Raw genomic sequence first — 25,365 nt, forward strand, 5'->3', positions numbered from 1 at the left:
TCCGTGGTGAAGATCGACGCCAAGGACCTGCCGCACGCCGCCGCGACGGGCCAAGCGTCCGGGGATCAGCGGTCGCTGGCTGGGACGAGCGGAAAACGTTCAGGGACAAGCGGCCGCCCGTTCGGGATGACCGGCGAGGAGCGCCTGTGGTTGACTCGCGCATGGCTGCTGGGCGCCTGCCTGATCAGCGCGATCTCCGTGGTCAACGTCCTGACCATCCAGCACGACGCGCCTCGGCTGGGCGTCATCGCGCCGTCCATCTGGGAGGGCAGCAGCGCGCTGATCACCCTCGTCATCTTCGGCATCCCGGCGGCCATGGCCTTCTGGATGGTGCGAACCCAGCCGCGCTGGTGGTTCGCGGTTCCGGCGCATCTGGTCGCGGTGTTCGTCTATTCGGTGCTGCACGTCTCCGGCTTCGTGGCCCTGCGCAAACTCGGTCACGCCGTCATCCTGCACCAGGGTTACGACTTCGGGCCGTTGTCCACCGAGTTCCCGTACGAGTTCCGCAAGGACATGATGTCGTACGGCCTGGCGACGATCATCTACTGGCTGGCTTTGCGGCGCAGCGCCCAGAAGCCAGCGGAGGCGCTCGCCCCTGCCCCACCCGTCACCTTCGACATCCAGGATGGCGCCCGGCTGATCCGCGTGCCGGTCTCCGAGATCCTGGCCGTGCGCTCGGCCGGCAACTATGCCGAGTTCGTTCTGGCCGACGGACGGCGACCACTGGCCCGCTCGTCGCTGAGCGCGGTGCTGGAAGGCCTGGCCCCGCACGGCTTCGTCCGCACACACAAGTCCTGGCTGGCCAACAAGGCCCGCGTCACGGGCCTCAAGCCCGAGGGCTCGGGAGACTACGCCGTGGAGCTGGGCGCGCTGGAAGTCCCGCTGTCGCGACGCTTCCCCGAGGCCCTGGCCGCGCTGCGCGGCTAGAGCAGCATCCCCATCAGGATGTCGTCCTCGAAGCGGCCGTCGGGCAGCCGGCCGCGCGCGACCTGCCGCCCCTCGTGCTGGAAGCCGAGCCGCTCATAAAGTCGCACCGCGCCCGGATTGCCCGCGCCGGCCGCCAACTCGATGCGCAGGATCTCCGGCTGAGCCGCTCGCGCCCAGGCGATCAGGGCCTCGAACAGTTTCGAGCCGATCCCCTGCCCTTGCCGCCGCGGATGCACCGCCACCGTCAGTCCGCCCAGCACGTGGGCGAACAGCGCGATGGTCTCGCGCCTGGCGTGGATCTCGCCGACCACGGCCCCGTCGGCTCCGACCGCGACCAGGCAGATGTCGCTGGTGATCGCGTAGTCGCCATAGGCTGGCGTGACCTCTTCCGGAGCACGGGCCAGGTTCCCCGGTGTGGTTGCGGCGGCTTGGTGCACGGCGACGATGCCGTCGCGATCGGCCGGCGTGGCGGGTCGGATCGTGAAGCTCACGCGGTCCTCTGGAACGGATAGAAGTCGCCGCCCAGGTCGAGGATCTGGGTCAGTTCGTCCAGCGCAACGCGGCTCTCGTCCAGCAGCAGCGGATCGGCCAGATCGGCCGGCGCAAGGCGGTCGCGATAGCGCCGCGTGATCCAGTCGGCCAGCAGGGTGTGCAAGCCCGGCAGGAAGCGCTGGGCCGGATTGGCCGCCTCCAGCTCGGCCTCGGCCAACACCACCCGCAGGCGCAGGCAGGCCGGCCCGCCGCCGTTGCGCATGCTCTGGCGGACGTCGACATACTCCACCCGGCCGATCGGACCGTTGGAGGACGCCAGGCCCTCGGCCACCGCGAAGGCGCGCGGGTTGTCGCGGGTCTCGGCCGGGGCCAGCAGCACCAGGCGATCCTCGCCGGGAACGACCAGCAGCTGCGAATTGAACAGGTAGCTGGCCACCAGGTCGGCCATCGGCAGGTCGGCTTCCGACACCTCGACGAAGGCCGGCTCGAACAGGCGGTCGGCGGCGGCGCGGACTTGGCGCTCCATCAGGGCGCGGTCCTCGAAGGCGCGCTCGTGGAAGAACAGGCACTCTCGGGTTCCGACGCAGACCACGTCGTTGTGGAACGCCCCGCCCTCGATCGCCGCCTTGCCCTGCCGCGGGAACACCGCGCGGGCCGCGCCGTGGCGACGCTGGATGGCCTCGAAGGCCTCGCGAGTCTGGCGAGCCGGGAACTTGCCGTCCCAATGCGCCCAGGCCTCGCGGCCCCAGACGAACATATTGACCCCCGGCGCGCCATGCTCGGCGCACAGCCGGACGTGATTGGCCGCGCCCTCGTCGGCGAAGTGCGGCTGGGCCGGCAGCGGGTCGTGCACGGCGAAGCGGGCCTCGTCCGGGAACAGGCGGCGCAGCGCGCGGGTGGTCTGCGGCGCCTCCAGGCTGCGGTGCAGGTTGGTCAGCAGGTTGGCCGGCGTGAAGTGGACGCGGCCGTCGGCCGTGTCGGCGCCGGGGGTCACCGTCGCGGCATTGGCGGCCCACATCGGCGAGGCCGAACAGGCGGCGGCGGCCAGGGCCGGCGCATCCTTCCAGGCGGCTTCGATCACCGCCTCTTCCGATCCCGAAAAGCCGAGCGACTTCAGCAGGCTTACGGCCGGCCGTTCATGCGGCGGCAGCACGAACTGCGGCACGCCCAGGTCCGACAGCCGCCGCATCTTGGAGAGGCCTTCCAGCGCCGCGCCCCGCGGGTTGGAGACTTCACCGGCGTTCTTCTGGCTAGCCAGGTTGCCCGGCGACAGGCCGACATAGCTGTGGGTCGGTCCAACCAGGCCGTCGCAATTGGCTTCGACCGCGCTGGTCATCCGCGCAGGCCCTTGATGTCCTTGGATGTGTCGAGCACCGCCTCGGCCTCGAAGCTGGCCACCGGATAGGCGCAGTAGTCGGCGGCGTAGTAGGCGCTGGGCCGATGGTTGCCCGAGGCCCCCAGCCCGCCGAACGGCATCGATCCCGCCGCGCCCGTGGTGGGCCGGTTCCAGTTGACCACGCCCGCGCGGATGCGGTTCAGGAACTGGTCCCAACGCTTTGACTCAGCGGAGATAAGTCCGGCCGACAGGCCATAGCGAGTGGCGTTGGCGGCCTTCAGGGCGTCGTCGAAACTGGCCACGCGGCGCACCTGTAGCCACGGGGCGAACAGCTCCTCGTCGGGGGTGTCGACGCCAGTGACATCGACCAGGCCAGGGGTCACGAAGGCCTCGCTGAGACCCTCTACCGAGCCCAGCGACCGGATGCGGTCACCGCCCATGGTGTCGGCCACGGCGCGGGCGGCGTGAGCGGCACGGGCCGAGATCAGCGGCCCCATGAAGGCCTCGCCCTGCCCGTTCCAGGGACCGACCGACAGCCGCTCGGCCAAGCCCGCCGTCGCCTCGATCACCGCCTTGCCGAAGGCGTCGTCCGGCACGATCAGCCGTCGGGCGCACGAACAGCGCTGGCCGGTGGTGATGAACGCCGACTGCACGACCAGGGCCGCGACCGCCTCGGCGTCGTCGGCGTCCCAGACCACCAGCGGATTGTTGCCGCCCAACTCCAGGGCCAGGATCACGTCGGGCCGGTCGGCGAAGTGGCGGCGGAAGAAGGTCCCGGCCGTGGCCGAGCCTGTGAACAGCAGGCCGTCGATCGGCTGGTTGATCAGCGCCTGGCCGGTCTCACGACCGCCCTGCACGAGGTTGACGACCCCCGCCGGCACGCCGGCCGCCTCCAGCGCCTCGACCATCAGCTGGCCGGCCAGGGGCGTCTCTTCGGAGGGTTTGAACACGACCGTATCACCCGCCAGCAAGGCCGGCACGATGTGGCCGTTGGGCAGGTGGCCCGGGAAGTTGAACGGCCCCAGCACCGCCATGACGCCATGGGCCCGATGGCGCAACACGGCGCGGCCGAACGGCATGGCGGTCTCGGTGACGCCGGTGCGCTCGTCATAGGCCTTGATGGAGAGATCGACCTTGCCGGCCATTGAGGCGAGCTCGGCCTTGGTCTCCCACAGCGCCTTGCCGGTCTCGCGGCTCAGGGCCTCGGCGAAGGCGCTGGTGCGCTCGACCAGGATTTCCTTGTAGCGGCGCAGGACGGCGATCCGCTCCTCGCGCGGCTGGTCGGCCCAGGCGGGGAACGCCTGGTGCGCGGCGGCCACGGCCTCGGCGACGTCGTCCTGCGTCGCGCTCGTCTCGCGCCAGACGACCTCGCCCGTGGCCGGATCGGTCGAGACCAGTTCCGCGCCCTGCCCCGAACGCCATTTCCCATCGATGAACAAGCCGCTCATGCCTTCACCCGCACCATCTCGCCCTCACCCACGCCCAGGGCCCGCGCCGCGTCTCGTCCCAGGATCGCGTTGTCGCCGTCGACCAGCACCGGCGCGCGCACGGCCCGGAACCGCGCCACCGCGCCGGTGGAGACCAGGGCCTCCTCGCCAAAGGCGTCCTCGCCGATCTTCACGCGCAAGGCCCGCGCATCGCGCACCGTCTTGATGTCGTCGCGACGCGCCGCGACGGTCGGCCCGGCGTCGAAGATGTCGATCAGGCCTTGATAGCGAAAGCCCTCGGTCTCCAGCATGGCCCGCGCCGCCTCGCCCTCGCGGTGGACGCGGCCCAGCACCTCGCTGGCCTCCTTGGGCAACAGTTCGGCATAGATCGGATGGCGCGGCGCCAGGTCGAGGATGAACTGGCCGTCGGTCGAGGCGCTCATCATGTCGGCCTCGTCGAACTCCAGGCGGAAGAACTTGCTGGCCACGTGGTCCCAGAACGGACAGCCGCCGTCCTCGTCGAACCAGCCGCGCAGCTCGGCCAGCACCATCTCGGCGAAGCGCTGGGGCTCCAGGCCGATCAGCATATAGCGCGACTGGGCCAGCAGGCGCCCCGCCCCGCCCTTGCGCCGCTCGGGCCGCAGGAACAGCGAGCCGACCTCGGACCACCCGGCGCACTCGTTGACCAGCACCAGGGCCCGGTGGTCGAAGCGTTTTTCCAGGGTCGGCGACGACTGGGCCAGGGTGACCACCCGGAACGAGAAGTGCGGCCGCTTCAGCCCCACGCCCGCCTTGACCCCGGCGACGCCGATCACGTCGCTGGTCTCCAGGTCCTCCAGCATCAAGGTGTACCAGGCCTCGGGCGGGGTCACGCCGGCCTGGAAGCTGGCTTCCGAAAGGGCCAGGCGCGCGCGCAGGGTCGGCTCATCCTCGGGCAGGCTGGTGAAACCGCGCCCGGACAGCACGGCCAACTCCATTAGCGCGTCGAAATCGGTGGACCCTGCGGGACGGACGACGAGCATTCAGACGGTCTCCATGGCTGCGCGGATGGCGCGGGCGTCGATCTCGCCGCTGGCCAGTTTCATCAAGATCAGGGTCGAGAGCTGGGCGCGCTCGACGAAGCTTTCGGGAAAGGCGTGCTCGGCCTCGCTGTGGATGTCGCCGCCGCGCACGCCCAGGGTGTCGACGTTCGGAAGACCAGACGCGAACAGGTTGTTGCCCTCGCACACCCCGCCGGACGGCTTCCAGGCGATGTCCTGGCCCAGCAGCGCCCCAACATCCTTTACCGCCCCGAACAGCTGCTGCTGGGCGGAATTGAACGGCTTGGCGCCACGGGTGATCAGGCCATGCAGATGGGCGTGCAGGTCATCGCCGATCTCGTCGACGATCCGCGCGACCCGCGCCTCGAACCAGGCGGCGGCCTCTGCTTGCGGGAAGCGGACATTGAAACGCACCACCGCCACGTCCGGCACCATATTCAGCGGCGCGCCGCCGTCGATGCGGGAGACATTGACCGTGACCCCGTCGCGCTGGCCGTTCAGGCCGTGCAACTTTTCGGCGACCCTCGCCGCGCCGATCACCGCGTTGCGGCCGGCGGCGAAGTCGCGCCCGGCGTGGGCCGCGCGGCCGTGGATGACGATGTGGAAATTGCCCGAGCCCTTGCGCGCCGAGGCCAGGGCCCCGTCGGCCAGGGCCGGCTCATAGGTCAGGCCGACATGACCCAGACGAGCGAACTCCGCCAGCACCGGTCCCGAGGCGATCGAGCCGATCTCCTCGTCGGGCGATAGCAACACGCGGTAGCCCAGGTTCGCGGCGTTAGGCGACCGCTCGAACCCTTCCAGCGCCGCCAGCATGACCGAGATGCCGCCCTTCATGTCGGCGATGCCGGGGCCGTGCAGCGCGCCGTCGGGACGGGTGCGGACCTGTTGGAACGGACTCGTCTCGGGATAGACGGTGTCGTAGTGGCCAGTCAGCACGACCTGGACCGGGGCCTCGGGACGGACGATGACGGCCAGGGACGGCGGATGGGCGAACTCTGTCTCGCGGCCGTCGGCGGCGACTTCGCGCGAGGGCGACAGCGGCACGTCGATCGGCGCGGCCGGCAGGCGCGAAGCGGCGTCGAGCAGGACCTGCCTCTGGCGTTCCAGTCCGGCCAGATGCCGGCTGCCGGAGTTTATCGCGCACCAGTCCACGGCGCGGTCGACGATCTGGCCGCCGTCACGCGCGATGTGATCCAGAACGGCGCGATCTTCTGAAGTGAGATGCATATAGGCCGGTCCTCCCTCAGTCACGATAACCAAGGGCCGCGGGCAAAACGTTGTCACCTCACCTGAGGAAACCGGTCACCCACGCAACAGCCTTGCCAGAGCTCGCCCATTTTCGATGAAATCGAAAATGGATAAGCGAGCTCGTCCAGACATTAGACACGCGACGGGCGCCGAAACAGGCATCCACTTTCGGCTGTCGCGTGTCGCTTAGTAGTCCTTTCTCCAGCGAACGGAAAGCTTCGCGTCGTTCTGGCCGCCGATCCTGGAGACCAGCGACAGGGTTCGGCGTATCCGCCACTCGACCTGGGCGGCGGGACCTTCGCGGCCGCCGCCGATGATCTCGACATAGACGTCGTCGGTCACGTACTTGCCGCCCGAGACCGTCATGCCCGTGGCGCTTTCCGCGAAAGCCAGGCGGTCCAGCCGCGCGAAGCTGCGCAGGTTGCCGATCACGTCGAAGCCCCCGCCGCCGGCCAGCGACGCCAGGGCCGAGGCCAGCTGAGCCGCCTCGATCGGCGACAGCTGCGCGGCCGACGAGCCGAACAGCACCTGGCTCAGCACCTCGTCGCTGGGTAGCTCGGGCTTGGAGGTCAGCGTGATCTCCGGCTTGGCCGCCGTGCCCAGGATCCGCACTACCGCCGTCAGCGAAGCGTCCTCGCGGGTCGCCGACAAATCCAGACGGATGCGGTCCAGCTGGCTGGACAGATAGACCGTGCCGTCGTCGTCGAACTCGAACCGCTTGCCGGCGAAGTCGTACTCGCCGCGCACCACGCGGGCGACGCCGCTCAGCGACGGAGCCAGGGACGTGCCGCCGACATGGGCGTCCAGCGACAGCTCGACGTCCAGGCCGCGCCCACGCACGAAGATTCGCCGGGACGCCTTGAGATCAAGGTCCAGGATCATGCCGCCCGTGTTCGGGCGGCGTTGCAGGCCCTGGTCCAGGTCCGGCGGGCGATTACGCTCGATGACGTCCATGGCCACGACGCCAACCGGCGTCTTGCTCTGGGCGGAGACGTCGGCGCGGTCGATGGTCACCGCGCCGGCCAGCTTGATCTTGCCATCGGCCGAGCGGTTGACGGTCGCCGAGCCGGTCGCCACGGCCGAGGCCAGGTCGTTGTCGATCAGGCGGAAACCCTTGAGGTCCAGCTTGAAGCTGCCGACGCCGTCGCGGGCCAGGCTGATGCGCCCCGCGCCCGAGATCGTCCCGCCCTGCCCGTCCTCGCCGATGGCCTGGCTGACGTCGATGGCGTTGTCGGCCAAGGTCGAACGCAGGGTGACATTCTTGAGGCGCAGCCCCGTCTGGCCGTCCTCGAAGCCGCCGCTGTCCAGGGTGGCCTGGCCGATCAGGCGCGGGTCGGCCAGGGTGCCGCCCAGACTGGCCTGTAGATTGATCCGGCCCGATAGCGAGCGGTCGGCGCCCATGAGGAGGTTCCACAGCGGCTTGATCTCGCCCTGGGCCGAGAACTGGCCTTGCACGCCGCGCTTCCTGTCGACCACCAGGCGCAACGGCCGGGCCGAGGCCTCGACCGGCAGGACCAGATTGGCTTCGGCCTTGAGGCCCTGGCGGTTGTCGCCATCGGCCACGATGGTCAGCTTGCTGTCAGTCAAGTCGCCGTGAATCTTGGCGTCCAGCGACTGCTCGATCTTGGCGCCGCGCTCGCGGGCGTTCGCCAGCTGCATGGTGAAGTCGCCGGTCAGAGTTTCGCCCTGGCCCCGCAGGTTGAACGCCCCGTTGATGTCGCCTTCGAGGTCGGGGTTGAAGGCTGTGATGGCGACGTCCGCCAGCTCGGCCTTGAGCATGGCCGTCGCCCCGCCGATGTCGGCGTCGATGTCGGCGCGGCCCTTGTCGATGGCCAGGCGCAGGCGAGCCTGGGTCGGACCGTCGCCGAAATGAACCTTGGCGGTCTCGCGCGTCTTGATCTCGGTGCGACCCAGGCGGCCGGCGGCGTCCAGGGACAGGTCATAGACCTTGCCGCTCTGGGCCAGCTCGCCCGTGCCGCCGAGACGCCAGCGGCCGCCGGGAGCTTCGCCCCGCGCGTCGATCGACAACGGCAGGCGCCCCAGCGGGCCGTCGGCCTTGATCCGGGCCGAACGGACCTTCCAGGCGCCGAACGCCACCTCTTCGGCGGTCAGGTCCAGGGTCGCCGCGGCCGAACCTCCGCCAGGCGGGTCGACCAGCTTGGCCGAACCCTTGACCTGGCCTTGCGGCAGGAAGGCGCCGGGACCGACGGCGACGGTAAGGTCGGCGGTGGCCGGCAGGCCGTCGCGCAAGGACATCGCGCCTTTGGCTTTCGCGCCTCCGGCGTCCACGTCCAGTTCGGAAAGCTCGATGCCGCCTTGCGAGAAACGGAAGGCGGCGCGGCCGCGCGCCGGGCCGTACTGACTGTCGGCCCGCAGCGCCGCGGCGCCGTCAGTGGCGTTCGGCCCCCGCGCGAAGGTCAGGGTCAGGCGCGCCTTGGTCAGCGGCAGGCGCGGCAGGTCGATGCTGTCGAAGTCGGCGTTCAGCTCGGCTTGAGGCGCGGCCAGCGTGCCGCCGACATGGCCGTCACCCGCCGCCTTGCCGGCGATCTCGACCGGCCCGGCGCTGAACGGGCCCGTGGCGGTCCAGTCCAGCTTGAAGTCCAGGCCCAGGGCCTTGGCGACGGTCATCTTGCCCGAGGACTTCAGGCTGGCGTTGGCGCCGTCCAGCTTGGCGTCGGAGATGCTGAGGACGCCGTCGTTCCAGGCGCCCTTGCCGCCCAGGCGCGGAGTCTGGCCCAACAAGCGGTCGATCTCGGCATAGCCGGTGGCGAAGCTTGAGGCGCGGCTGTCGACGGTGAAGCTCCACGGACGATTGGCGAAGCTGGAGGCCGTCCACTTGGCCAGCAGCGAACCCTTCGCGCCCTGGCGCACCGGCCCCATGCTGGCCACGCGCATCTCGCCGTCGAACGACAGGCCGCCCAGCACGCCTCGCTCGCCCTTGCCGGTGACGATCAGGTTCGGGGCGTCGATGCGGGCCGCCTTGATCAGGAAACGACCGCCCTTGACCCGCGCGCCCTCGAAGGTCGCCTTGGGGCTGGAGCCCAGCAGGGCCAGCAGGCCCGTGCCGCCGCCGCCGGAAGCCGTCGCGGCGGCCTTGATCTCCAGTTCCCCCTTGGCCCAGCGGACCATGGCCGGCCCCTTGGCGCGCTTCAGGCGATAGCCCAGCAGCTCCAGGTCGGCGACGTCGATATCGCCCTCGACCGAGAAGCCGCCCTCCTCCAGGCGGAAGACGCCGTCGGCCAGGCCTCGGCCCATCTGCGGAATGCTCACGATCCGCTTCAGCGCGCCGACCTGGGCGGAGAAGGCGACGCCATCGGGACCGGTCCGCTTCTTGGCCAGATCGGCCAGGCCGTGGCCATGAAGCGTCAGGTTCTGGGCCATGATCGCCAGGTTCAGATCCGACAGGCCGTCCTTGGTGGCTTTCTTGCCGTCGAGCGTGAAGTTGGCCTCGGGGCCGAACATCTTCTCCAGCCGCTGGGTCCAGCGCGAGGCGCCGAGGTCCAGGCGGCCGCGCGCCGAGCCGCCCTGCTCGGTCCAGGCGCCGTCGGCCCGCAGCGGGGTCGTCGCGCCGGAGCGGGCCAGGATGTTGAAGGCCGCGCGGCTGATCGTGCCGTCGGCCTTGGCCTTCAGGTCGAAGGTCCGGTCGGCCGGCAGGCCCAGGGCGCCGGCGATCGCGCCGCCATTAGCCTCTGTCGCGTCGGCCTTCAGGTGCAGGGTCCTGGAGCGGCCCAGGTCGAAATCGAGGTCCAGGTGGTCGCCGACATGCAGGCGAGAGGCGACGGCCAGCTTGCCCTTCTGCCCGCCTCGCCGGGCCATCTCGTATTCGCCGGCGACGTTGAAGTCGCCCTCGCGGCCGCTGAACTCGGGGCGGGTGACCAGGCGGAACTTGAAGGCGTCCAGGTCGACCGACACCGGCGCGGCCCCGGACTTCGGTCCCTTGGGCGCCATGGTCGGACGGCGCAGGACGATAACGTCGCGGGCGTCGACCCGCTCGGCATGGAAGCGACGGCCGAACAGCTCGGTGGCGCGCCAGGCGACCCGGATGTCGTGGGCCTCCAGCCAGACGCCCTTCTCGTCGGTAATGGTCAAACGGCGAACGCCAAAGTCCTTCCAGATATCGCCGGACAGGCCCTCGATGTGCAGCTTGCCGATCCGCCCCAGCTTCAGGCCCGAGGCGCGGGCCTCCAGAAACATGCGGCCTTGCGGCGTGATCGGGACGAAACGCAGCCCGCCGGCCATGACGATCAGGATGGCCGCCAGGATCGCCGAGGCGATCAGCAGGGCGCCGCCCCAACCAACTTTCTTGGCGACCTTCACGGCGGCCTCGCCCGTCGCCTCGGCGGCGTGGACGACCGTCTCGGTCAGGTCAGGCTTGTCCTGCTCCCCGCTCAAAAGCTTTGCCCGATGCTGAGGTAGATCTGAAACGCCGGGTCGCCCTTGCGGCGGCCCAGGGGCGCGGCGATGTCGGCGCGGATGGGGCCGAAGCCCAGGTCATAGCGGATGCCGAAGCCCGCGCCGGCCCGGAAGTCCTCGCGGCGCGGGGTCTTGTCGCTGCCGATGGCGCCGGCGTCGATGAAGGCCACGCCGCTCCATTTCGACGTGATCTTCTGGCGCAGCTCGAACGAGGTCTCGACCAGAGAGACGCCGCCTTGGGGCGTGTTGTCGGTCAGGCGCGGGCCGATGGCCTGGTAGGCGTAGCCGCGCACCGAGCCGCCGCCACCGGCGTAGAAGCGCCGAGAGGCGGGCACGTCGGGGATGCTGCCGCCAAGCATCGCCCCCAGCTTGACCCGGCTGGCGAGCACGGTGCTCGCCCCCTTGCCCATAGGCAGGTAGACCGAACCCTGGGTCGTCAGTTTCAGATAAGGCAGCGTCGTGTCGCCGACCACGTAGGTCGGCTCGCCCCGGGCCTCCAGGCGCCAGCCGCGTTTGGGATCCAGAATGCTGTCCGAGAAATCCCAGGCATAGGCGGCCAGGCCCGCCAAGGTGGCCAGGTTCAGCTTACGGCCCGCGACCGAGCCGTTTTGGCTGATCTGCTCCTTGGTCTGGGACAGGTCCAGCGACACGCCGAAGGTGCGATAGGATGTGGTCTGCCGCCGCTTGGTCAGGTCGACCCCGACCGTGGCGCCGGTTTCGTTATAGGCGTCGGTGTCGTTGCGATAGACCGAGCTGTTCAGCTTCAGGGTCTGCTGTGGTCGTCGCCAGTGGGGAAGCGAGATTTCCGCGCCCAGCCTCTGCTCCAGCTTGGCGAAGCGCAGCGCATAGGTCGTGGTGTCGGCGCGTTTCAGGCGATTGTAGCGGCTCCAGCGCACGTCAATGCCCGCCCCTTCGCTGGTCGAATAGCCGGCGCTGGTTTCGATCGTCCGCGAACGGCGATCGGCCAGGGTGACGACGACGGGCCGCAACCCCTCTGGCGTCGCCCTTTCCGGCCCCGCCAGCGAGACCGAGATCGAATCGTAGACGCTGGTGTCGCGCAGGCGGCGTTCCAACTCGGCGACGTCCTCGGGATCATAGACCTCGCCGGATTTCCAGGGCGCCAGGTGCGAGACCCAGGCCGGATTGGTGCGCCCCTTGGTGACGACCTCGATTCCGTCGAGGTGCACCAGGCTGCCCGAAGCGATCTTGAAGGCTGGGCGGACGGTGTGGTCGGCATGGTCGACGATGACTTCGCGAGGCTCGGCCGCGGCATCGGCATAGCCCAGCTTGGCGACCTGGGCGACGATGCGCCCTTCGGCGCCGACGACGTCGGCGGCGCGGCCGGGCTCGCCCTGGGTCAGGCGCATGGCGGTGGCGGCGCGCTGGCGCGTGCCCTCGTCGGGCGGGGCGCCGGACCAGTCGATGCGCGGCTCGGCGATGACGAAGGCTGGGCCCGGCGTGATTTTGACCACCGCCCGGGGCGGCTCGCCGTCCAGCACGTCGGGCTCGACGGTGTAGGCATAGTAGCCTTCGGCGCGCAGCACGGCGATGGAGTCCTCGCCGGCCTGGCGGGCGCGGCGGCGCGCTTCCGCGCGACTTTGGGCGGGATGCTTGGATTCGGTCAGGGCGCGCTGGATGGCCTCGCGCAAGGCCTTGTCTTCGACGCCTTGGATCTGGGCCATCGGTTCGTCGGCGCGGGCGGCCGAGGCCACCAGCAAAGTCACCGCCGTCAACGCGAGGGAAGTCCGCCCAAGCACCAAATCACGTTCCCCGCGCGAAGCGCCCCCGTCCCTGCTGTAGTCTGGGGTTCGCGCCGTGTCACGACAGGAAATGCAACGAACTTGACCCTAGCGGCGCTTCTCAAAGCGAGCGATCGGCGCCCAAATGCCAGGCAGTCGTGCGCATCTTCGTGGCGAAAGACGAATCCGCCGCGCGAGACGCTCGCAAGGCTCTAGAGTCGGGACGACGCGGCGCCTCCAGCGACGCGTCCAAAGCAATGAGAACGTGGATAAAAGCGTGGCGGCGAAGACCCAGACCCTCGACGACGCACCGACCCTGCCAATGACGGAGGCGGCGTACCTGCCGGGTGTCGCCTACGACGAGATGTTCACGCCCGATGGCGAGGTCCGGCCGCACTACGACCCGCTGCACGGGCGCATGTCGACCCTGGGCGCCGAGGAACTGGCGGGCCGCCAGCGGACGCTGGAACGGTCGTTCCTGCTGCAGGGCATCACCTTCACGGTCTATGGCGCGGACAACACCACCGAGCGTGTGATGCCGACCGACCTCTTCCCGCGCATCATCCCCGCCGACGAGTGGAAGCGGATCGAGGCGGGTCTGACCCAGAGACTGCAGGCGCTGAACCTGTTCCTGGCCGACATCTATGGCGACCAGCAGATCCTGATGGACGGCGTCGTGCCGCGCGAGCTGGTGCTGGGCGCGCCCTCGTACCGTCGCGAGATGCAGCACCTGTATGTGCCGCACAAGGCCTACGCCAATGTCTGCGGCAGCGACCTGATCCGCTGCCAGGACGGCCAGTTCGCGGTGCTGGAGGACAATCTGCGCGTCCCGTCCGGCGTGTCGTACATGCTGGCCAATCGCGACGCGGCCAAGCGCACCTTCCCCGGCACCTATCGCGCCGCCGGCGTGCGGCCGGTCGAGCGTTATCCCGACCTCCTGCTGTCGACGCTGAAGAGCATGGCCGCCGATTGGCGCAACGAGCCACAGGTCGTGGTGCTGACACCAGGCGTCTACAACAGCGCCTATTACGAGCACGCCTATCTGGCCCGCCTGATGGGCGTGCCGCTGGTCGAAGGCCGCGACCTCGTGGTGCACGAGAACATGGTCTACATGCGCACGACCAGCGGCATCCGCCGGATCGACGTGATCTACCGGCGGGTCGATGACGACTTCATCGATCCCCTCACCTTCCGGCGCGACAGTTCGCTGGGCGCGGCCGGCCTGTTCAACGCCTATCGCGCCGGCAATGTGGTGATCTGCAACGCCCCCGGCACCGGTGTCGCCGACGACAAGGCCGTCTACGCCTACGTCCCCGACATCATCCGCTATTATCTGGGCGAGGACGCCATCCTGCCCAACATCGAGACCTTCCTCTGCCGCGAGAAGCGCCAGATGAGCCACGTGCTGGAGAACCTCGACAAGTACGTGGTCAAGGCCGTGGGGGCCTCGGGCGGCTACGGCATGCTGGTCGGCCCGCACGCCAGCCAGAAGGAGCGCGACGACTTCGCCGACGCGATCAAGGCCGATCCCGACAACTACATCGCCCAGCCGACCATCCAGCTGTCGACCGCGCCCTGCCTGGTGGACGGCCGCATCGAGCCGCGCCACGTCGACCTGCGCCCCTTCATCCTGTCGGGCGAGAAGACCGTCGTGACCCCCGGGGCCCTGACGCGGGTGGCGCTGAAGCGCGGCTCGCTGGTCGTCAATTCCAGCCAGGGCGGCGGTTCGAAGGACACCTGGGTGCTGGCCGAGGAGAACGGCCACTCCAATGGCCACACGAACGGGAGCGTCCGCCCATGATGCTCGCGCGCGTGGCCGACAGCCTCTACTGGCTGGGCCGATACATCGAACGGGCCGAGCATCTGTCGCGCCTGTCGTCGGTCATGCTGAACGCCCAGTTGGATCAGACCGATTCCGGCGCCCAGGCGGTGTGGATCGCCATGGCCGCCGTCGGCGAAGCCAATGACGGCGAAAGCATCAACTCCTTCGAGGCCGCCCAGGCCCTGGTGCTGGACCGCAAGGACCACAACTCGGTGGTCTCGTCCCTGGCGAGGGCGCGCGAGAATGCTCGGCAGGTTCGCGACCAGATCACCACCGAGACCTGGGAACGGCTGAACCTGCTGTACCTGAAGGTCACCGACCAGGAGGCCGGCAAGGCATTCTCGGACGGCTCGGCCAACTTCCTGCACGACGTCATCGCCGACCTGCACCTGTTCAAGGGCGCGGCCGACACCACCATGAGCCACGGCGAGAGCTGGCGGTTCATGATGCTGGGCATCTACATGGAGCGCGCCCAGCTGGTCTCGCGCCTGCTGGAGGTCTGCTTCGCCGAAAGCCCGGCCCACGGCCAGGTCGACGACCACGTGGCCCTGGTCAGCGTACTGCGCATGGCCTGCGCGCTGGAGCCCTATCTGCGGGTCTACACCGCCGAGATCGAGCCGCGGCATATCCTGGAATTCCTGGTCTTCGACGAGGACTTCCCGCGCTCGATCCGCTTCGCCACCTCTCAGATCGAACAGCACCTGTCGGCCATGGTTCGCGGCGGCGGCGGCGAGCGCTCCGGCCCCGAACGCCTGGCCGGCCGGCTCAAGGCCCGCCTGCAGTTCGCCGATGTCGACGAGCTGGAAGCCGTCGGCGCCGGCCCGCTGCTCACCACTGTCGTCAACGAGTGCGCCCGCATCCACGAAGCGATCTACGACACCTTCGTGGCCTATCCGCTCGAAATGCGTCTTCCGGCTTAAGGTCCGATCCCGTGCTGCTCGAAATCCGCCACGTCACCCAGTACCACTATGAGAAGCCTGTCCGGGAAAGCCTGATGGAGCTGTGGATGCAGCCCCAGAAGACCGCCCGCCAGCGCCTGGTCAGCTTCGAGCTGGACCTGGAGCCGGCCGCTCAGGTGTTCTCGTACGCCGACAGTTTCGGCAACGCCGTCTATCACTTCGACGTGCCCCAGCCGCACGACAAGCTGACCATCATCGCCCGGTCGGCCGTCGAGACCGAGCCGACCGGCGAGCGTCCCGATCACCTAGACATGGGCGAATGGGACCGGCTGCGCAGCGAGTTCGTGCGCGGTGAGTGCTTCGACTTCCTGCGCCCGCACGGCTTCGTCGAGACGACCGAGGCGCTACGCGGCTTCATCAAGGCCCACGACCTGGACGACCTGAAGCGCAAGGACCCGCTGACCGCGGTCCGCACCCTGTCGGAGACCATCTACAAGGCCTTCGACTACCAGCCAGGGGTCACCGACGCCGACAGCCCGATCGACCTGGCCCTGGAGGCCGGCAGCGGCGTGTGCCAAGACTTCGCCCACATCATGCTGGCCGTCTGCCGCGAGTGGGGCGTCCCGGCTCGTTATGTCTCGGGCTATCTGTTCACCGACCGCGACGCCGGCGACCGCTCCGATCCTGACGCCACCCACGCCTGGGTCGAGGTCTTCCTGCCCAGCCTGCGCTGGGTGGGCCTGGATCCGACCAACAACATGATGACCTGCGAGCGGCACGTGGCCGTGGCGGTCGGCCGCGACTATGCCGACGTCACACCGTCACGCGGGGTCTACAAGGGCAATGCCGAGAGCCAGCTGGCGGTGGGCGTCACGGTGCGCCGGGCCCGCGCGGCCATCGCAGAGCCGGAGTTCCTGCGTATGGCCCGCCCCAGCTTCGCCGGCGGCCGTCGCCGTCCGGACGCGGCCCTGAAGCAAGAGCTGCATCAGCAGCAGCAACAGCAGCAACAGCAGCAGTAGTGATCTACTGAAGGATCTCGGGGGTCAGGGTCGCGGCGAAGCGGCGGGCGATGTCCAGCGCCCCGGCCGCGCCGCCGGCCCGCGGGCCGATACGTTCTGTCTTCAGGAACTGCACGCCCGCTTCCGTGCCCGAACGCCACACCACATGCGCCAGGTGAACCCGGCGGCCGCCGGCGTCGACGAAAATGAACTTGTCCGGCGGTTCGGCGATGCCGGCCGTCGAAAGGCGCGCGCCCTTCTCGGCGACGTCCAGCAGCGAGCATTTCCACGAGCGCGGATCATCCACGATGTAGATCTTGCGCGCCGCCGGCATCCGGGGATGCACCCGACGTTCCGCACCGGTGGGCTCGACCATGACCATGCGACCTTAGACCTCCGCCGAGTCGTCGAAGACGATTCTAGCGCAACCAGACGCAACGCGCGCCTACGTTGAACCGCGTTCGTCCGGGATCAGTCTAACCGAGAGAAGCTTAGGCGGCGTAAACGTGAGCCTTGCGCGCGGCGATCTTCACCGTGCCCTGGAAACGGGCGGCTTCGGCGCGCGAGGCGCTGATCTCGATGGGACGGCCGTCCAGGGCCGTGGCGTTGACCGTGGTCAGGGCGCCCTGCACGTGAGCGCGTTCGACACGGACCTCGAAACCACCTTCATCCAGCACGAAGTCGTGGGGGCGGACATAGGCCGTGGCCGAGCCGTCGCGCACGCCGGCGGCTGGCAGGCGCAGCAGGCCGGCGTTGAACTGGCCGCCACCGACCTGGCCGTCGAAGCAGTTGGCCTCGCCCACGAAGCCGCAGACAAAGGCGGTCTGGGGGGTGTCGTGCACCTGGTCGGGCGTGCCGATCTGCTCGATCGAGCCCTTGTTCAGGATAGCCACGCGGTCCGCCAGCTCCAGCGCTTCTTCCTGGTCATGGGTCACGAAGATGGTGGTGACTCCCGTGGCGTCGTGCACGCGGCGCAGTTCCTTGCGCAGCGACTTGCGGACCGTGGCGTCCAGGGCGCCGAACGGCTCATCCAGCAGCAGCACGCTGGGCTGCACGGCGAGCGCCCGCGACAGGGCCACGCGCTGGCGCTGCCCCCCCGACAGCTGCGAGGGGTAGCGCCTGCCCAGCCCGTCCAGCTCGACCAGCTTCAACAGCTCATCGACGCGGCGCGCGATCTCGGCCTTGTCGGGCTTGTCCTTGCCCTTCCGCACATCCAGGCCGAACGCGATGTTCTTGGCCACGGTCATGTGTTTGAACAAAGCGTACTGCTGGAACACGAAGCCCACGCGGCGGTCGGCGGCCGAGGCGAAGGTCACGTCCTCGCCGTCGAACAGCACCTGGCCGGCGTCCGGAAATTCCAGGCCCGCGATCGTGCGCAGCAGCGTCGTCTTGCCCGAACCCGACGGCCCCAGCAGGGCCAGCAGTTCGCCGTCGGCGATCTCGAGGTCGACCTTGTTCAGGGCCGGATAACGACCGAACTTCTTTTCGACGGAGCGGATGGAGATGGTCATGTCTAGTCCGTTCAGTGTCCGCCGCGGCCGCGCCCGAACCCGCCATTGCCGGGCTGGGCGGCCTCGACCGCGGTCTTCAGCACCAGGGTCACCACGGCCAGCAGGCACAGCAGGGCCGCGACGGCGAAGGCGCCGACGAAGTCGTACTCGTTGTAGAGGATCTCGACGTGCAGCGGCATGGTGTTGGTCAGGCCGCGGATGTGGCCGCTGACCACCGACACCGCGCCGAACTCGCCCATGGCGCGGGCGTTGCACAGCAGCACGCCGTACATCAGGCCCCAGCGCACGTTGGGGGCGGTCACCCGCCAGAAGGTGTAGAGCCCGCCAGCGCCCATCGAGACGGCCGCCTCCTCCTCACTGGTCCCCTGCTCCTGCATCAGCGGGATCAGTTCGCGGGCCACGAACGGAAAGGTCACGAAGACGGTCGCCAGCACGATGCCGGGCACGGCGAAGATGATCTTGATGTCGTTGTCGACCAGGGTCTCGCCGAACCAGCCCTGCAAGCCGAAGATCAGCACATAGATCAGACCCGCCACGACCGGCGACACCGAGAACGGCAGGTCGATCAGGGTGATCAGCAGCGACTTGCCGGGGAACTCATGCTTGGCGATCGCCCAGGCGGCGCACAGGCCGAAGGCGGCGTTGAACGGCACCGAGATCGCGGCGGTCAGCAGGGTCAGCTTCACGGCCGCCAGGGCGTCGGTGTTGTTGATCGCGGCCAGGGCGGCGTCCAGGCCCTTGCGCAGGGCCTCGGCGAAGACGGCGACCAGCGGCAGGATCAGGACCAGGGCCAGGAAGGCCATGACAGTCCCGATGACCAGGACCTTGGCCCACAGCGGATCGTCGGTGGCCTTGCGGCGCCTGCTTGCAGCGCTCATCAGTCGAACCTCCGCGCCCAGGCCTGGATGGCGTTGATGACCAGCAGCATCGTGAACGAGACGGCCAGCATCACGACGGCGATCGTGGCGGCGCGCGCATATTCGAACTGCTCCAGCTGGATGATGATCAGCAGCGGCGCGATCTCGGACTTGTAGGGCATGTTGCCGGCGATGAAGATCACCGAGCCGTACTCGCCCACGCCCCGGGCAAAGGCCATGGCGAAGCCGGTCAGCCAGGCCGGCGCCAGGGCCGGCAGGACGATGCGCAGGATGGTGTCGATGCGGTTGGCGCCCAGGCTGGCGGCGGCTTCTTCCACGTCCTCGGCGGCGTCGCGCAGCACCGGCTCGATGGTGCGGACCACGAACGGCAGACCGATGAAGATCAGGGCGATGGTCACGCCGACCGGGTTATAGGCGGCCTTGATGCCCAGGGGGGTGAGGAACTGCCCCACCCAGCCGTTGGGCGAATAGAGGGTCGCCAGGGCGATGCCGGCCACGGCGGTTGGCAGGGCGAATGGCAGGTCGACCAGGGCGTTGATGATCGTCTTGCCCGGAAACTCGTAGCGGACCAGGGCCCAGGCGGTCAGCACGCCGAAGATGCTGTTGATCACCGCCGCCACGAAGGCCGCGCCGAAGCTCAGGCGATAGGCGGCGATCGACCGTTGCGAGGTCGCGACCGCCCAGAAGTCGGCGGGCGACTGGTCGGCGGCCTTCAGGACCACGGCGCTCAGCGGGATCAGGACGATCAGCGACAGCACCGTCAGCGTCACGCCCATCGTCAGGCCAAAGCCCGGAATAGCCGAACGCCGGCGGAACAGCGGCCGCCTGCCCTGCCGTTCAGGCGACCGGCGCGGAGCCGTGTCGGCGGTCATCGTCTGATCGTCGTCCAGGGTCCGGGCTCGCCACATAGCTCAAGGCAAAGGTTGAACGCGCCGGAACGGATAAGGGTCCCGAGGCGCCGCTGAAACTGAGCCGCTTAAATCTCTACCGCGCCAATGGGGCAAATGAGAAAAGGCGGGTGGGGGTGGGAGAAAAACTGGCGCTCGGACGGCCAAGCCATCAGCCTCGAGTCCAGGAGCCCAAGACCGTGTGAGTTTGACGATGATCAGTAGACAGCGCTTCTCGCGCCGAAGAACCTCTACGGATCAGAGGCTTGAGAATGGTAGGCCGGGTGGGGTTCGAACCCACGACCATTCGATTAAAAGTCGAATGCTCTACCACTGAGCTACCGGCCCGCTAACGTCCGGCGGGAGCCGGTTGGAAGCGGCGCGGACCATAGGCGGGGGACTTCCGCGTCGCAAGCATGGTTTCGCCGTTTTTCCGATGGAAGACGGTAAAGCTGTGAGCGGGTTAGGGTGAGTCATGCGTGGAACCTTGCTTTTGGCGGTCTTTTGCGGCGCGAGCCTGGCTGGAACGGCCTTGGCCGGGCAGCAGCAGCCGCCGCCGTTGCTGGGCGCCCCGCCCTCTCCCAGCGAGGATTCGCCTGTCCAGCCGACCGACGACGGCCGAATCAGATCGACCTCGGAAGCCAACCGCGACGGCATTACCGGGGCGATGACCGCGCCGCTGCGCGACGTGAACATCGTCCGCACCAAGATCCCCCGCGTGCTGCTGGAAGCGATGGGCGACCCCTACCAGCGCCCGGTCCGCGCGGACTGCAGGACGCTGATCAGCCTGGTCCAGCCCCTGGACACCGCCCTGGGCGAGGACATCGACCGCAATCCGCCTTCCGAGAACGAGGACCTGATGGATCGCGGGCGCAGGGCGGCCGGCGGCGCGGCCCTGGGCGCGGTGGCCAGCGCGGCCCAGGACATGATCCCCATGCGCGGCTGGGTGCGGAAGCTGACCGGGGCCGAGCGCCATGACCGCCTGGTGCAGAGCGCCGTCGCTTCTGGCGCGGTGCGGCGGGCCTATCTGAAGGGGCTGGGCGAGGCGCGCGGCTGCGATCCCCCGGCCACGCCGCAGCACAAGCCGCCGACGCAGGCGCCGGTGATCGAGCCGGGCATGCCGCCGCCGCGCGATCCCTACGGCCCGCTAAAGCCGCGCTTCCCGATCAACAAGGAAGAGGTCCCGACGGTCCCGCAAGGACCTCGGTATTAGCCTTCGTTCAGGTGCCGGGCGCGGAAGTCGCGGCGGAACTGCTCGAAGCGGCCCTCTTCGATCGCCGCGCGCATGGCGGCGGTCAGGGCCTGGAAGAAGGCGATGTTGTGCCAGGACAGCAGCACCTGGCCCAGGATCTCCTCGGCCTTGAACAGGTGGCGCAGATAGGCCTTCGAATAGTCGCGGCTGGCCGGGCAGTCGCTATCGGGATCCAGCGGCGACTCGTCCTCGGCGAACTTGGCGTTCTTCAGATTGATCGGCCCGTCCCAGGTCCAGGCCTGGCCGTGGCGGCCCGAGCGGGTGGGCAGCACGCAGTCGAACATGTCGACCCCGCGCGCCACGGCCTCGACCAGGTCGATCGGCTTGCCCACGCCCATCAGGTAGCGCGGACGATCCTCGGGCAGCATGCCGGGCGCGTAGTCGAGCACCTCGCACATGGCCTCGTGACCTTCGCCGACCGCCAAACCGCCGATCGCGTAGCCGTCGAAGCCGATCTCGCGCAGGCGGTCGGAAGATTCCCGGCGCAGGTTCTCGAAGGTCGAGCCTTGCTGGATGCCGAACAGCACCTGGCTATCGCGGGTCCCGAAGGCGTCCTTCGAGCGCTGGGCCCAGCGCGCGGACAGCTCCATGCCCTTGCGCGCCCTCGCCTCCTCGGCCGGCCAGGCGACGCACTCGTCCAGCTGCATGACGATGTCGCTGCCCAGCAGGTCGGCCTGGATCTCGATCGAGCGCTCGGGCGTCAGTACGTGCTTGGAGCCGTCGACGTGGCTGGAGAAGGTCACCGCCTCCTCGGTCAGCTTGCTGATCCCCGACAGGCTCATGACCTGGAAGCCGCCGCTGTCGGTCAGGATCGGCTTGTCCCAGCGCATGAACTTGTGCAGGCCGCCCAGGCGCGCCACCCGCTCGGCCGAGGGCCGCAGCATCAGGTGATAGGTGTTGCCCAGGATGATGTCCGCCCCGGTGTCCTTGACCTGGTCGACGGTCATGGCCTTGACGGTCGCGGCCGTGCCCACGGGCATGAAGGCCGGGGTGCGGATGTCGCCCCGCGGGGTCTTCAGGACGCCAGTGCGGGCCTTGCCTTCCGTGGCTTTGATCTCGAAGGGGAAAGCCATCAGCGGGCCTCGTCTTTGAACAGCAGGCTGCCGTCGCCGTAGGAATAGAAGCGGTAGCCCGTCGATATGGCGTGCTCATAGGCCGCGCGCATCGTGGCCTGGCCGGCGAAGGCGCTGACCAGCATGAACAGGGTCGACTTGGGGAGGTGGAAGTTGGTCATCAGCACGTCGGCGGCGCGAAAGCGGTAGCCGGGCGTGATGAAGATGGCCGTCTCGTCGGCGAACGGCCGCACGACGCCGTCCTCGCCAGTGGCGCTCTCCAGCAGGCGCAAGGACGTGGTGCCGACGCAGACGATGCGGCCGCCGGCGGCGTGGACGGCGTTCAGGGCGTCGGCGACCTGCGCGGTCACCTCGCCGAACTCAGCGTGCATCTTGTGTTCGGAGACGTCGTCGGTCTTGACCGGCAGGAAGGTCCCCGCCCCAACGTGCAGGGTCACGAAATGCAGCGAGACGCCCTTGGCCTTCAGCGCCTCCAGCAGTTGCGGCGTGAAGTGCAGGCCGGCGGTCGGGGCGGCCACCGAGCCGTCCTCGCGAGCATAGACGGTCTGGTAGTCGGCGCGGTCGCGCTCGTCCTCGCCCCGTTTGGCGGCGATATAGGGCGGCAGCGGCATGTCGCCGTGCCTGGCTATGCCGATGTCGAGATCGGGCCCGGAGAGATCGAAGCTCAGCACGACCTCGCCGCCCTCGTGCTTCTCGGCGATCACGGCGTCGAGGCGATCGGCGTCGCAGGCGCGGTCCTCGCTGGAGCCGAACGCCACTCGGTCGCCGACCTTCAGCCGCTTGCCCGGGCGCATGAAGGCGCTCCAGCGGCTGGGCGAGACGCGGCGGTGCAGGGTCGCCTCGACGGCCACGGGCGTACCGTCCGCTCCGCCGGTCGTGCGCCCCTCGCGCAGGCCCGACAGGCGCGCGGGGATCACGCGGGTGTCGTTGAACACCAGGGCGTCTCCGGGACGCAGGAAGTCGGGCAGTTCGCGGACCACATGGTCGGCGAGCGTCTCGCCCGGACGGACCACCAGCAGACGCGCGGCGTCGCGCGGCTCGGCCGGACGCAGGGCGATACGGTCCTCGGGCAGGTCGAAATCGAAGTCGGAAAGGCGCATGGGCGGGCTTCAAGCGCACGATGGGCCAAGGACGTCAAGACATAGGCCGTCACGCGAGCCGGATAGACAACCCTGGCGATACAACGGCATGGTTTCGCATAACGACAATCTTCGGGGGAAGAACGCCATGAAACGCCTGCTCATCCCGGCGCTCGCGCCGTTTCTGTTGCTGGCGGCCTGCGAGCAGAAGACCGCCGCGCCGGCCGCCCCCGCTCAGCCCGCCGAGGAGCGCACCGTCGCCACGCCGGCCACCCCGGCGACCGCCGAGACGGCGTTCCAGCACGACGCCGCCGTCGAGTTGACGGGCTTCTACTTCACCGAGACGCCGGTCCAGGCCGGGAACTGGAAGCTGACCTCGCTGGATATCGGCCAGCCGTCCGACTTCGCCGATTGGGAAGCCGGCAAGCGCACCGAGACCTACGCCCCGATCTTCCTGGCCTTCGACGACGTCACCAGCCCGACCGCCGAGAACGAGCTGGGCCAGACCTATCACAAGGTCAGCCTGCGCCTGATGCCCGACCGCTACAGCGTCGACGGCGAGACCGTGCGCTTCCACGCCAACGACAAGCGTCTGGGCGAGGTGGTGCTGGAACTCTATCCGGACCTGGCCGCCTACAAGAAGGCCCGCTCCAGCGGCCCGAGCGACGGCCTGCAGAAGCCTGTCTTCACCGGGTCCTTGCAGATCGGCGCCGAACGGATCCGCAATCTCAGCTTCTCGTACCACCCAGGGGAGTAAGCGACGCATCCTTCATAGAAGGCGTGCTAAGGGCGGCGTATGCGCCTGATCGTCCAGCTTCTCAGCCTGCTCGCCCGTGGCACCGCCCTGATGCTGGGCCTGGTCGGCCTGGGCATGGCCGTCGCCAGCCTGGGCGGCGCGTTCAGCGACAAGCTCGACGCCTTCACCCACGCCACGCCGCTGTGGCTGCTGATGGGTGTCGGCGCGCTGGTGCTGGGCGGGATCTTCGCGCGCGGCGGCGAGCGCTGGGTGATGGTCGGCCTGGGCGCGACGACCCTGGTCGCCTGCGCGGTGCTGATGGCGCCCGAACTGTGGACCGCCGCGCGCTTCAAGCCCGCGACGCCCGCCGCCAGCGACCTGAAGGTCCTGCAGTTCAACGTCTGGCATGAGAACCGAACGCCCGAGAAGAGCCTCGACTGGATCCTGGCCCAGGACGCCGACATCGTGGTCATCGAGGAAGGCGCCGGCGAGTCCAGGATGATCGTGCGGGCCCTGCGCGAGACCTATCCGTTCGCGTCCTGCGGCAAGGGCGACCGTTGCGAGACCTGGATCTTCTCGCGCAAGAAGATGCTGGCGCGCGGCCTCCCGCCCGCGGAGCAGCCCTATCTCTCAGGATCCTGGGCCACCCTGGCCGATCCGCGCGGGGCGTTTACCGTGATCGGCGTCCACTATACCTGGCCCGTACCCGCCGGCCTGCAGCAGGCCCAGAGCCGCAAGCTGATCGCGCAGGTCGCCCAGTTCGGCGACAAGAGCACGATCTTGACCGGCGACTTCAACTCCACGCCCTGGTCATGGACCCTCAAGCGCCAGGACAAGGCCCTGGGCCTGCGCCGCTGGACCCGCGCCCTGCCCTCGTGGCCGGCCGGCAAGTTCTCGCGTATCATCGCCGCCCCGGCGCCCTTCCTGCCGATCGACCACGTCTATGCCGGCTCGGAATGGCACGCGGTCAAGGTCGAGCGCGGTCCGGCGCTGGGCTCCGATCACCGCCCCGTGCTCGTGACCTTCCGCCGCAAATAGAAACGGCCCCGGACGAGGTCCGAGGCCGCTCCAAAACTCAGGTCGTCGACCCGCCTTAGGCGTCGGCGGCGATCTTGGCGCTGACGATCTTGCCCGGCGCGCGCGGCGGCTCGCCCTTCGGCAGGGCGTCGACATGTTCCATGCCCTCGGTCACCTGGCCCCAGACGGTGTATTGCTTGTCCAGGAAGGTGGCGTCGTCGAACACGATGAAGAACTGGCTGTTGGCCGAGTCCGGGTTCGGGGTGCGGGCCATCGAGACCACGCCGCGCACGTGCGGCTCGTCGTTGAACTCGGCCTTCAGGTCCGGCTTGTCCGAACCGCCGCGGCCAGTACCCGACGGATCGCCGCCCTGAGCCATGAAGCCCGGGATCACGCGGTGGAAGACGACGCCATCATAGAAGCCCTCGCGGACCAGTTCCTTGATGCGGGCGACGTGGCCCGGCGCCAGGTCGGGACGCAGCGTGATCGTGACCGGACCGCTCTCGAGCGTGAGGATCAGGGTGTTTTCGAGGTCGGCCGACATGGTCTTCCCTTGGATGGAAAATGTGTGACCGCGCTTCTAGCGTGGTT

21 protein-coding genes and 1 tRNA gene are annotated in these 25,365 nt (G+C 69.0%); 7 read left to right on the forward strand and 15 right to left on the reverse strand.

Annotated elements, in window-relative coordinates; genetic code table 11:
• Window positions 1-3: 3 nt before the first annotated feature.
• Window positions 4-927: a LytTR family DNA-binding domain-containing protein gene (locus tag ACW173_RS21635; RefSeq protein WP_492082087.1), complete on the forward strand. Its 924-nt coding sequence runs from the start codon at window positions 4-6 to the stop codon at window positions 925-927.
• Here the strand turns inward: ACW173_RS21635 and ACW173_RS21640 are convergent.
• The 7 genes from ACW173_RS21640 to ACW173_RS21670 all read right to left on the reverse strand — a co-directional run bounded on the left by ACW173_RS21640 (window position 924) and on the right by ACW173_RS21670 (window position 12,643).
• Window positions 924-1,418 (reverse strand): GNAT family N-acetyltransferase, encoded by a 495-nt coding sequence (locus ACW173_RS21640; protein ID WP_492082088.1) that lies wholly within the window; start codon window positions 1,416-1,418, stop codon window positions 924-926. The genes ACW173_RS21635 and ACW173_RS21640 overlap by 4 nt on opposite strands.
• Window positions 1,415-2,755 (reverse strand): N-succinylarginine dihydrolase, encoded by a 1,341-nt coding sequence (astB, locus tag ACW173_RS21645; protein WP_492082089.1) that lies wholly within the window; start codon window positions 2,753-2,755, stop codon window positions 1,415-1,417. Before astB ends, ACW173_RS21640 begins: the two co-directional genes overlap by 4 nt.
• Entirely contained in the window at window positions 2,752-4,203 is a 1,452-nt protein-coding gene (astD, locus tag ACW173_RS21650; RefSeq protein ID WP_492082090.1) for a succinylglutamate-semialdehyde dehydrogenase, read from the reverse strand. Before astD ends, astB begins: the two co-directional genes overlap by 4 nt.
• Complete coding sequence (locus ACW173_RS21655; RefSeq protein WP_492082091.1) at window positions 4,200-5,204, reverse strand: arginine N-succinyltransferase; 1,005 nt, start codon at window positions 5,202-5,204, stop codon at window positions 4,200-4,202. The genes astD and ACW173_RS21655 overlap by 4 nt, the downstream gene beginning before the upstream one ends.
• On the reverse strand, window positions 5,205-6,449 hold the full coding sequence (locus ACW173_RS21660) for a hydrolase (RefSeq protein WP_492082092.1): 1,245 nt from the start codon (window positions 6,447-6,449) through the stop codon (window positions 5,205-5,207).
• A gap of 207 nt (window positions 6,450-6,656) precedes the next feature.
• On the reverse strand, window positions 6,657-10,787 hold the full coding sequence (locus tag ACW173_RS21665; RefSeq protein WP_492086035.1) for a translocation/assembly module TamB domain-containing protein: 4,131 nt from the start codon (window positions 10,785-10,787) through the stop codon (window positions 6,657-6,659).
• A 71-nt stretch (window positions 10,788-10,858) separates the two neighbouring features.
• Window positions 10,859-12,643, reverse strand: a complete 1,785-nt coding sequence (locus ACW173_RS21670) for an autotransporter assembly complex protein TamA (RefSeq protein WP_492082093.1) — start codon at window positions 12,641-12,643, stop codon at window positions 10,859-10,861.
• Between the two features lie 256 nt (window positions 12,644-12,899).
• Between ACW173_RS21670 and ACW173_RS21675 the strand changes: the two genes are divergently transcribed.
• From ACW173_RS21675 to ACW173_RS21685, 3 genes are read left to right on the forward strand one after another with little or no spacing between them, the layout of a single operon-like run.
• Complete coding sequence (locus ACW173_RS21675; protein ID WP_492082094.1) at window positions 12,900-14,423, forward strand: circularly permuted type 2 ATP-grasp protein; 1,524 nt, start codon at window positions 12,900-12,902, stop codon at window positions 14,421-14,423.
• The gene (locus ACW173_RS21680; protein ID WP_492082095.1) at window positions 14,420-15,364 is read left to right on the forward strand and encodes an alpha-E domain-containing protein; all 945 of its coding nucleotides are present in this window, start codon (window positions 14,420-14,422) and stop codon (window positions 15,362-15,364) included. Before ACW173_RS21675 ends, ACW173_RS21680 begins: the two co-directional genes overlap by 4 nt.
• An 11-nt stretch (window positions 15,365-15,375) precedes the next feature.
• Window positions 15,376-16,362 carry a transglutaminase family protein gene (locus ACW173_RS21685; protein ID WP_492082096.1) on the forward strand — a complete coding sequence of 329 codons (987 nt, stop codon included), beginning with the start codon at window positions 15,376-15,378 and terminating at the stop codon, window positions 16,360-16,362.
• A 4-nt stretch (window positions 16,363-16,366) separates the two neighbouring features.
• On the opposite strand, the gene ACW173_RS21690 is transcribed toward ACW173_RS21685, so the two are convergent.
• From ACW173_RS21690 to ACW173_RS21710, 5 genes are all read right to left on the reverse strand, one after another.
• Window positions 16,367-16,723 carry a PilZ domain-containing protein gene (locus ACW173_RS21690; RefSeq protein WP_492082097.1) on the reverse strand — a complete coding sequence of 119 codons (357 nt, stop codon included), beginning with the start codon at window positions 16,721-16,723 and terminating at the stop codon, window positions 16,367-16,369.
• Window positions 16,724-16,832: 109 nt separating this feature from the next.
• Entirely contained in the window at window positions 16,833-17,852 is a 1,020-nt protein-coding gene (locus tag ACW173_RS21695) for a sulfate/molybdate ABC transporter ATP-binding protein (RefSeq protein WP_492082098.1), read from the reverse strand.
• A gap of 11 nt (window positions 17,853-17,863) precedes the next feature.
• A complete protein-coding gene (gene cysW, locus ACW173_RS21700) occupies window positions 17,864-18,730 on the reverse strand; it encodes a sulfate ABC transporter permease subunit CysW (RefSeq protein ID WP_492082099.1) in 867 nt (288 codons plus the stop codon).
• The gene (cysT, locus tag ACW173_RS21705; protein WP_492082100.1) at window positions 18,730-19,602 is read right to left on the reverse strand and encodes a sulfate ABC transporter permease subunit CysT; all 873 of its coding nucleotides are present in this window, start codon (window positions 19,600-19,602) and stop codon (window positions 18,730-18,732) included. Before cysT ends, cysW begins: the two co-directional genes overlap by 1 nt.
• A 288-nt stretch (window positions 19,603-19,890) precedes the next feature.
• Window positions 19,891-19,965: transfer RNA gene (locus ACW173_RS21710), tRNA-Lys, on the reverse strand.
• Window positions 19,966-20,092: 127 nt separating this feature from the next.
• On the opposite strand from ACW173_RS21710, the gene ACW173_RS21715 reads away from it, so the two are divergent.
• Complete coding sequence (locus ACW173_RS21715; protein WP_492082101.1) at window positions 20,093-20,830, forward strand: hypothetical protein; 738 nt, start codon at window positions 20,093-20,095, stop codon at window positions 20,828-20,830.
• Here the strand turns inward: ACW173_RS21715 and tgt are convergent.
• Together tgt and queA are read right to left on the reverse strand one after the other, a co-directional pair.
• On the reverse strand, window positions 20,827-21,945 hold the full coding sequence (tgt, locus tag ACW173_RS21720; RefSeq protein WP_492086036.1) for a tRNA guanosine(34) transglycosylase Tgt: 1,119 nt from the start codon (window positions 21,943-21,945) through the stop codon (window positions 20,827-20,829). The two genes, ACW173_RS21715 and tgt, sit on opposite strands and share 4 nt — an antisense overlap.
• Window positions 21,942-23,042, reverse strand: coding sequence for a tRNA preQ1(34) S-adenosylmethionine ribosyltransferase-isomerase QueA (queA, locus tag ACW173_RS21725; RefSeq protein ID WP_492082102.1), 1,101 nt, complete (start codon window positions 23,040-23,042; stop codon window positions 21,942-21,944). Before queA ends, tgt begins: the two co-directional genes overlap by 4 nt.
• A gap of 127 nt (window positions 23,043-23,169) precedes the next feature.
• Between queA and ACW173_RS21730 the strand changes: the two genes are divergently transcribed.
• Together ACW173_RS21730 and ACW173_RS21735 are read left to right on the forward strand one after the other, a co-directional pair.
• Window positions 23,170-23,778: a hypothetical protein gene (locus ACW173_RS21730; RefSeq protein ID WP_492082103.1), complete on the forward strand. Its 609-nt coding sequence runs from the start codon at window positions 23,170-23,172 to the stop codon at window positions 23,776-23,778.
• Window positions 23,779-23,817: 39 nt separating this feature from the next.
• Entirely contained in the window at window positions 23,818-24,795 is a 978-nt protein-coding gene (locus ACW173_RS21735; protein WP_492082104.1) for an endonuclease/exonuclease/phosphatase family protein, read from the forward strand.
• 55 nt (window positions 24,796-24,850) lie between these two features.
• On the opposite strand, the gene ACW173_RS21740 is transcribed toward ACW173_RS21735, so the two are convergent.
• Window positions 24,851-25,318 (reverse strand): peptidylprolyl isomerase, encoded by a 468-nt coding sequence (locus ACW173_RS21740; RefSeq protein WP_492082105.1) that lies wholly within the window; start codon window positions 25,316-25,318, stop codon window positions 24,851-24,853.
• Between the last annotated feature and the right edge of the window lie 47 nt (window positions 25,319-25,365).

The sequence above is a fragment of the Caulobacter sp. ALps2 genome, assembly GCF_058681635.1.

Excerpts from the sequence above, each read along its gene's own strand:
- ACW173_RS21735 (WP_492082104.1), top strand. The coding sequence starts at position 23,818 with ATGCGCCTGATCGTCCAGCTTCTCAGCCTGCTCGCCCGTGGCACCGCC.
- ACW173_RS21715 (WP_492082101.1), top strand. The coding sequence starts at position 20,093 with ATGCGTGGAACCTTGCTTTTGGCGGTCTTTTGCGGCGCGAGCCTGGCT.
- cysW (WP_492082099.1), bottom strand. The coding sequence starts at position 18,730 with ATGAGCGCTGCAAGCAGGCGCCGCAAGGCCACCGACGATCCGCTGTGG.
- astD (WP_492082090.1), bottom strand. The coding sequence starts at position 4,203 with ATGAGCGGCTTGTTCATCGATGGGAAATGGCGTTCGGGGCAGGGCGCG.
- ACW173_RS21655 (WP_492082091.1), bottom strand. The coding sequence starts at position 5,204 with ATGCTCGTCGTCCGTCCCGCAGGGTCCACCGATTTCGACGCGCTAATG.
- ACW173_RS21695 (WP_492082098.1), bottom strand. The coding sequence starts at position 17,852 with ATGACCATCTCCATCCGCTCCGTCGAAAAGAAGTTCGGTCGTTATCCG.
- ACW173_RS21680 (WP_492082095.1), top strand. The coding sequence starts at position 14,420 with ATGATGCTCGCGCGCGTGGCCGACAGCCTCTACTGGCTGGGCCGATAC.
- ACW173_RS21660 (WP_492082092.1), bottom strand. The coding sequence starts at position 6,449 with ATGCATCTCACTTCAGAAGATCGCGCCGTTCTGGATCACATCGCGCGT.
- ACW173_RS21730 (WP_492082103.1), top strand. The coding sequence starts at position 23,170 with ATGAAACGCCTGCTCATCCCGGCGCTCGCGCCGTTTCTGTTGCTGGCG.
- astB (WP_492082089.1), bottom strand. The coding sequence starts at position 2,755 with ATGACCAGCGCGGTCGAAGCCAATTGCGACGGCCTGGTTGGACCGACC.
- queA (WP_492082102.1), bottom strand. The coding sequence starts at position 23,042 with ATGCGCCTTTCCGACTTCGATTTCGACCTGCCCGAGGACCGTATCGCC.
- cysT (WP_492082100.1), bottom strand. The coding sequence starts at position 19,602 with ATGACCGCCGACACGGCTCCGCGCCGGTCGCCTGAACGGCAGGGCAGG.
- ACW173_RS21740 (WP_492082105.1), bottom strand. The coding sequence starts at position 25,318 with ATGTCGGCCGACCTCGAAAACACCCTGATCCTCACGCTCGAGAGCGGT.
- ACW173_RS21690 (WP_492082097.1), bottom strand. The coding sequence starts at position 16,723 with ATGGTCATGGTCGAGCCCACCGGTGCGGAACGTCGGGTGCATCCCCGG.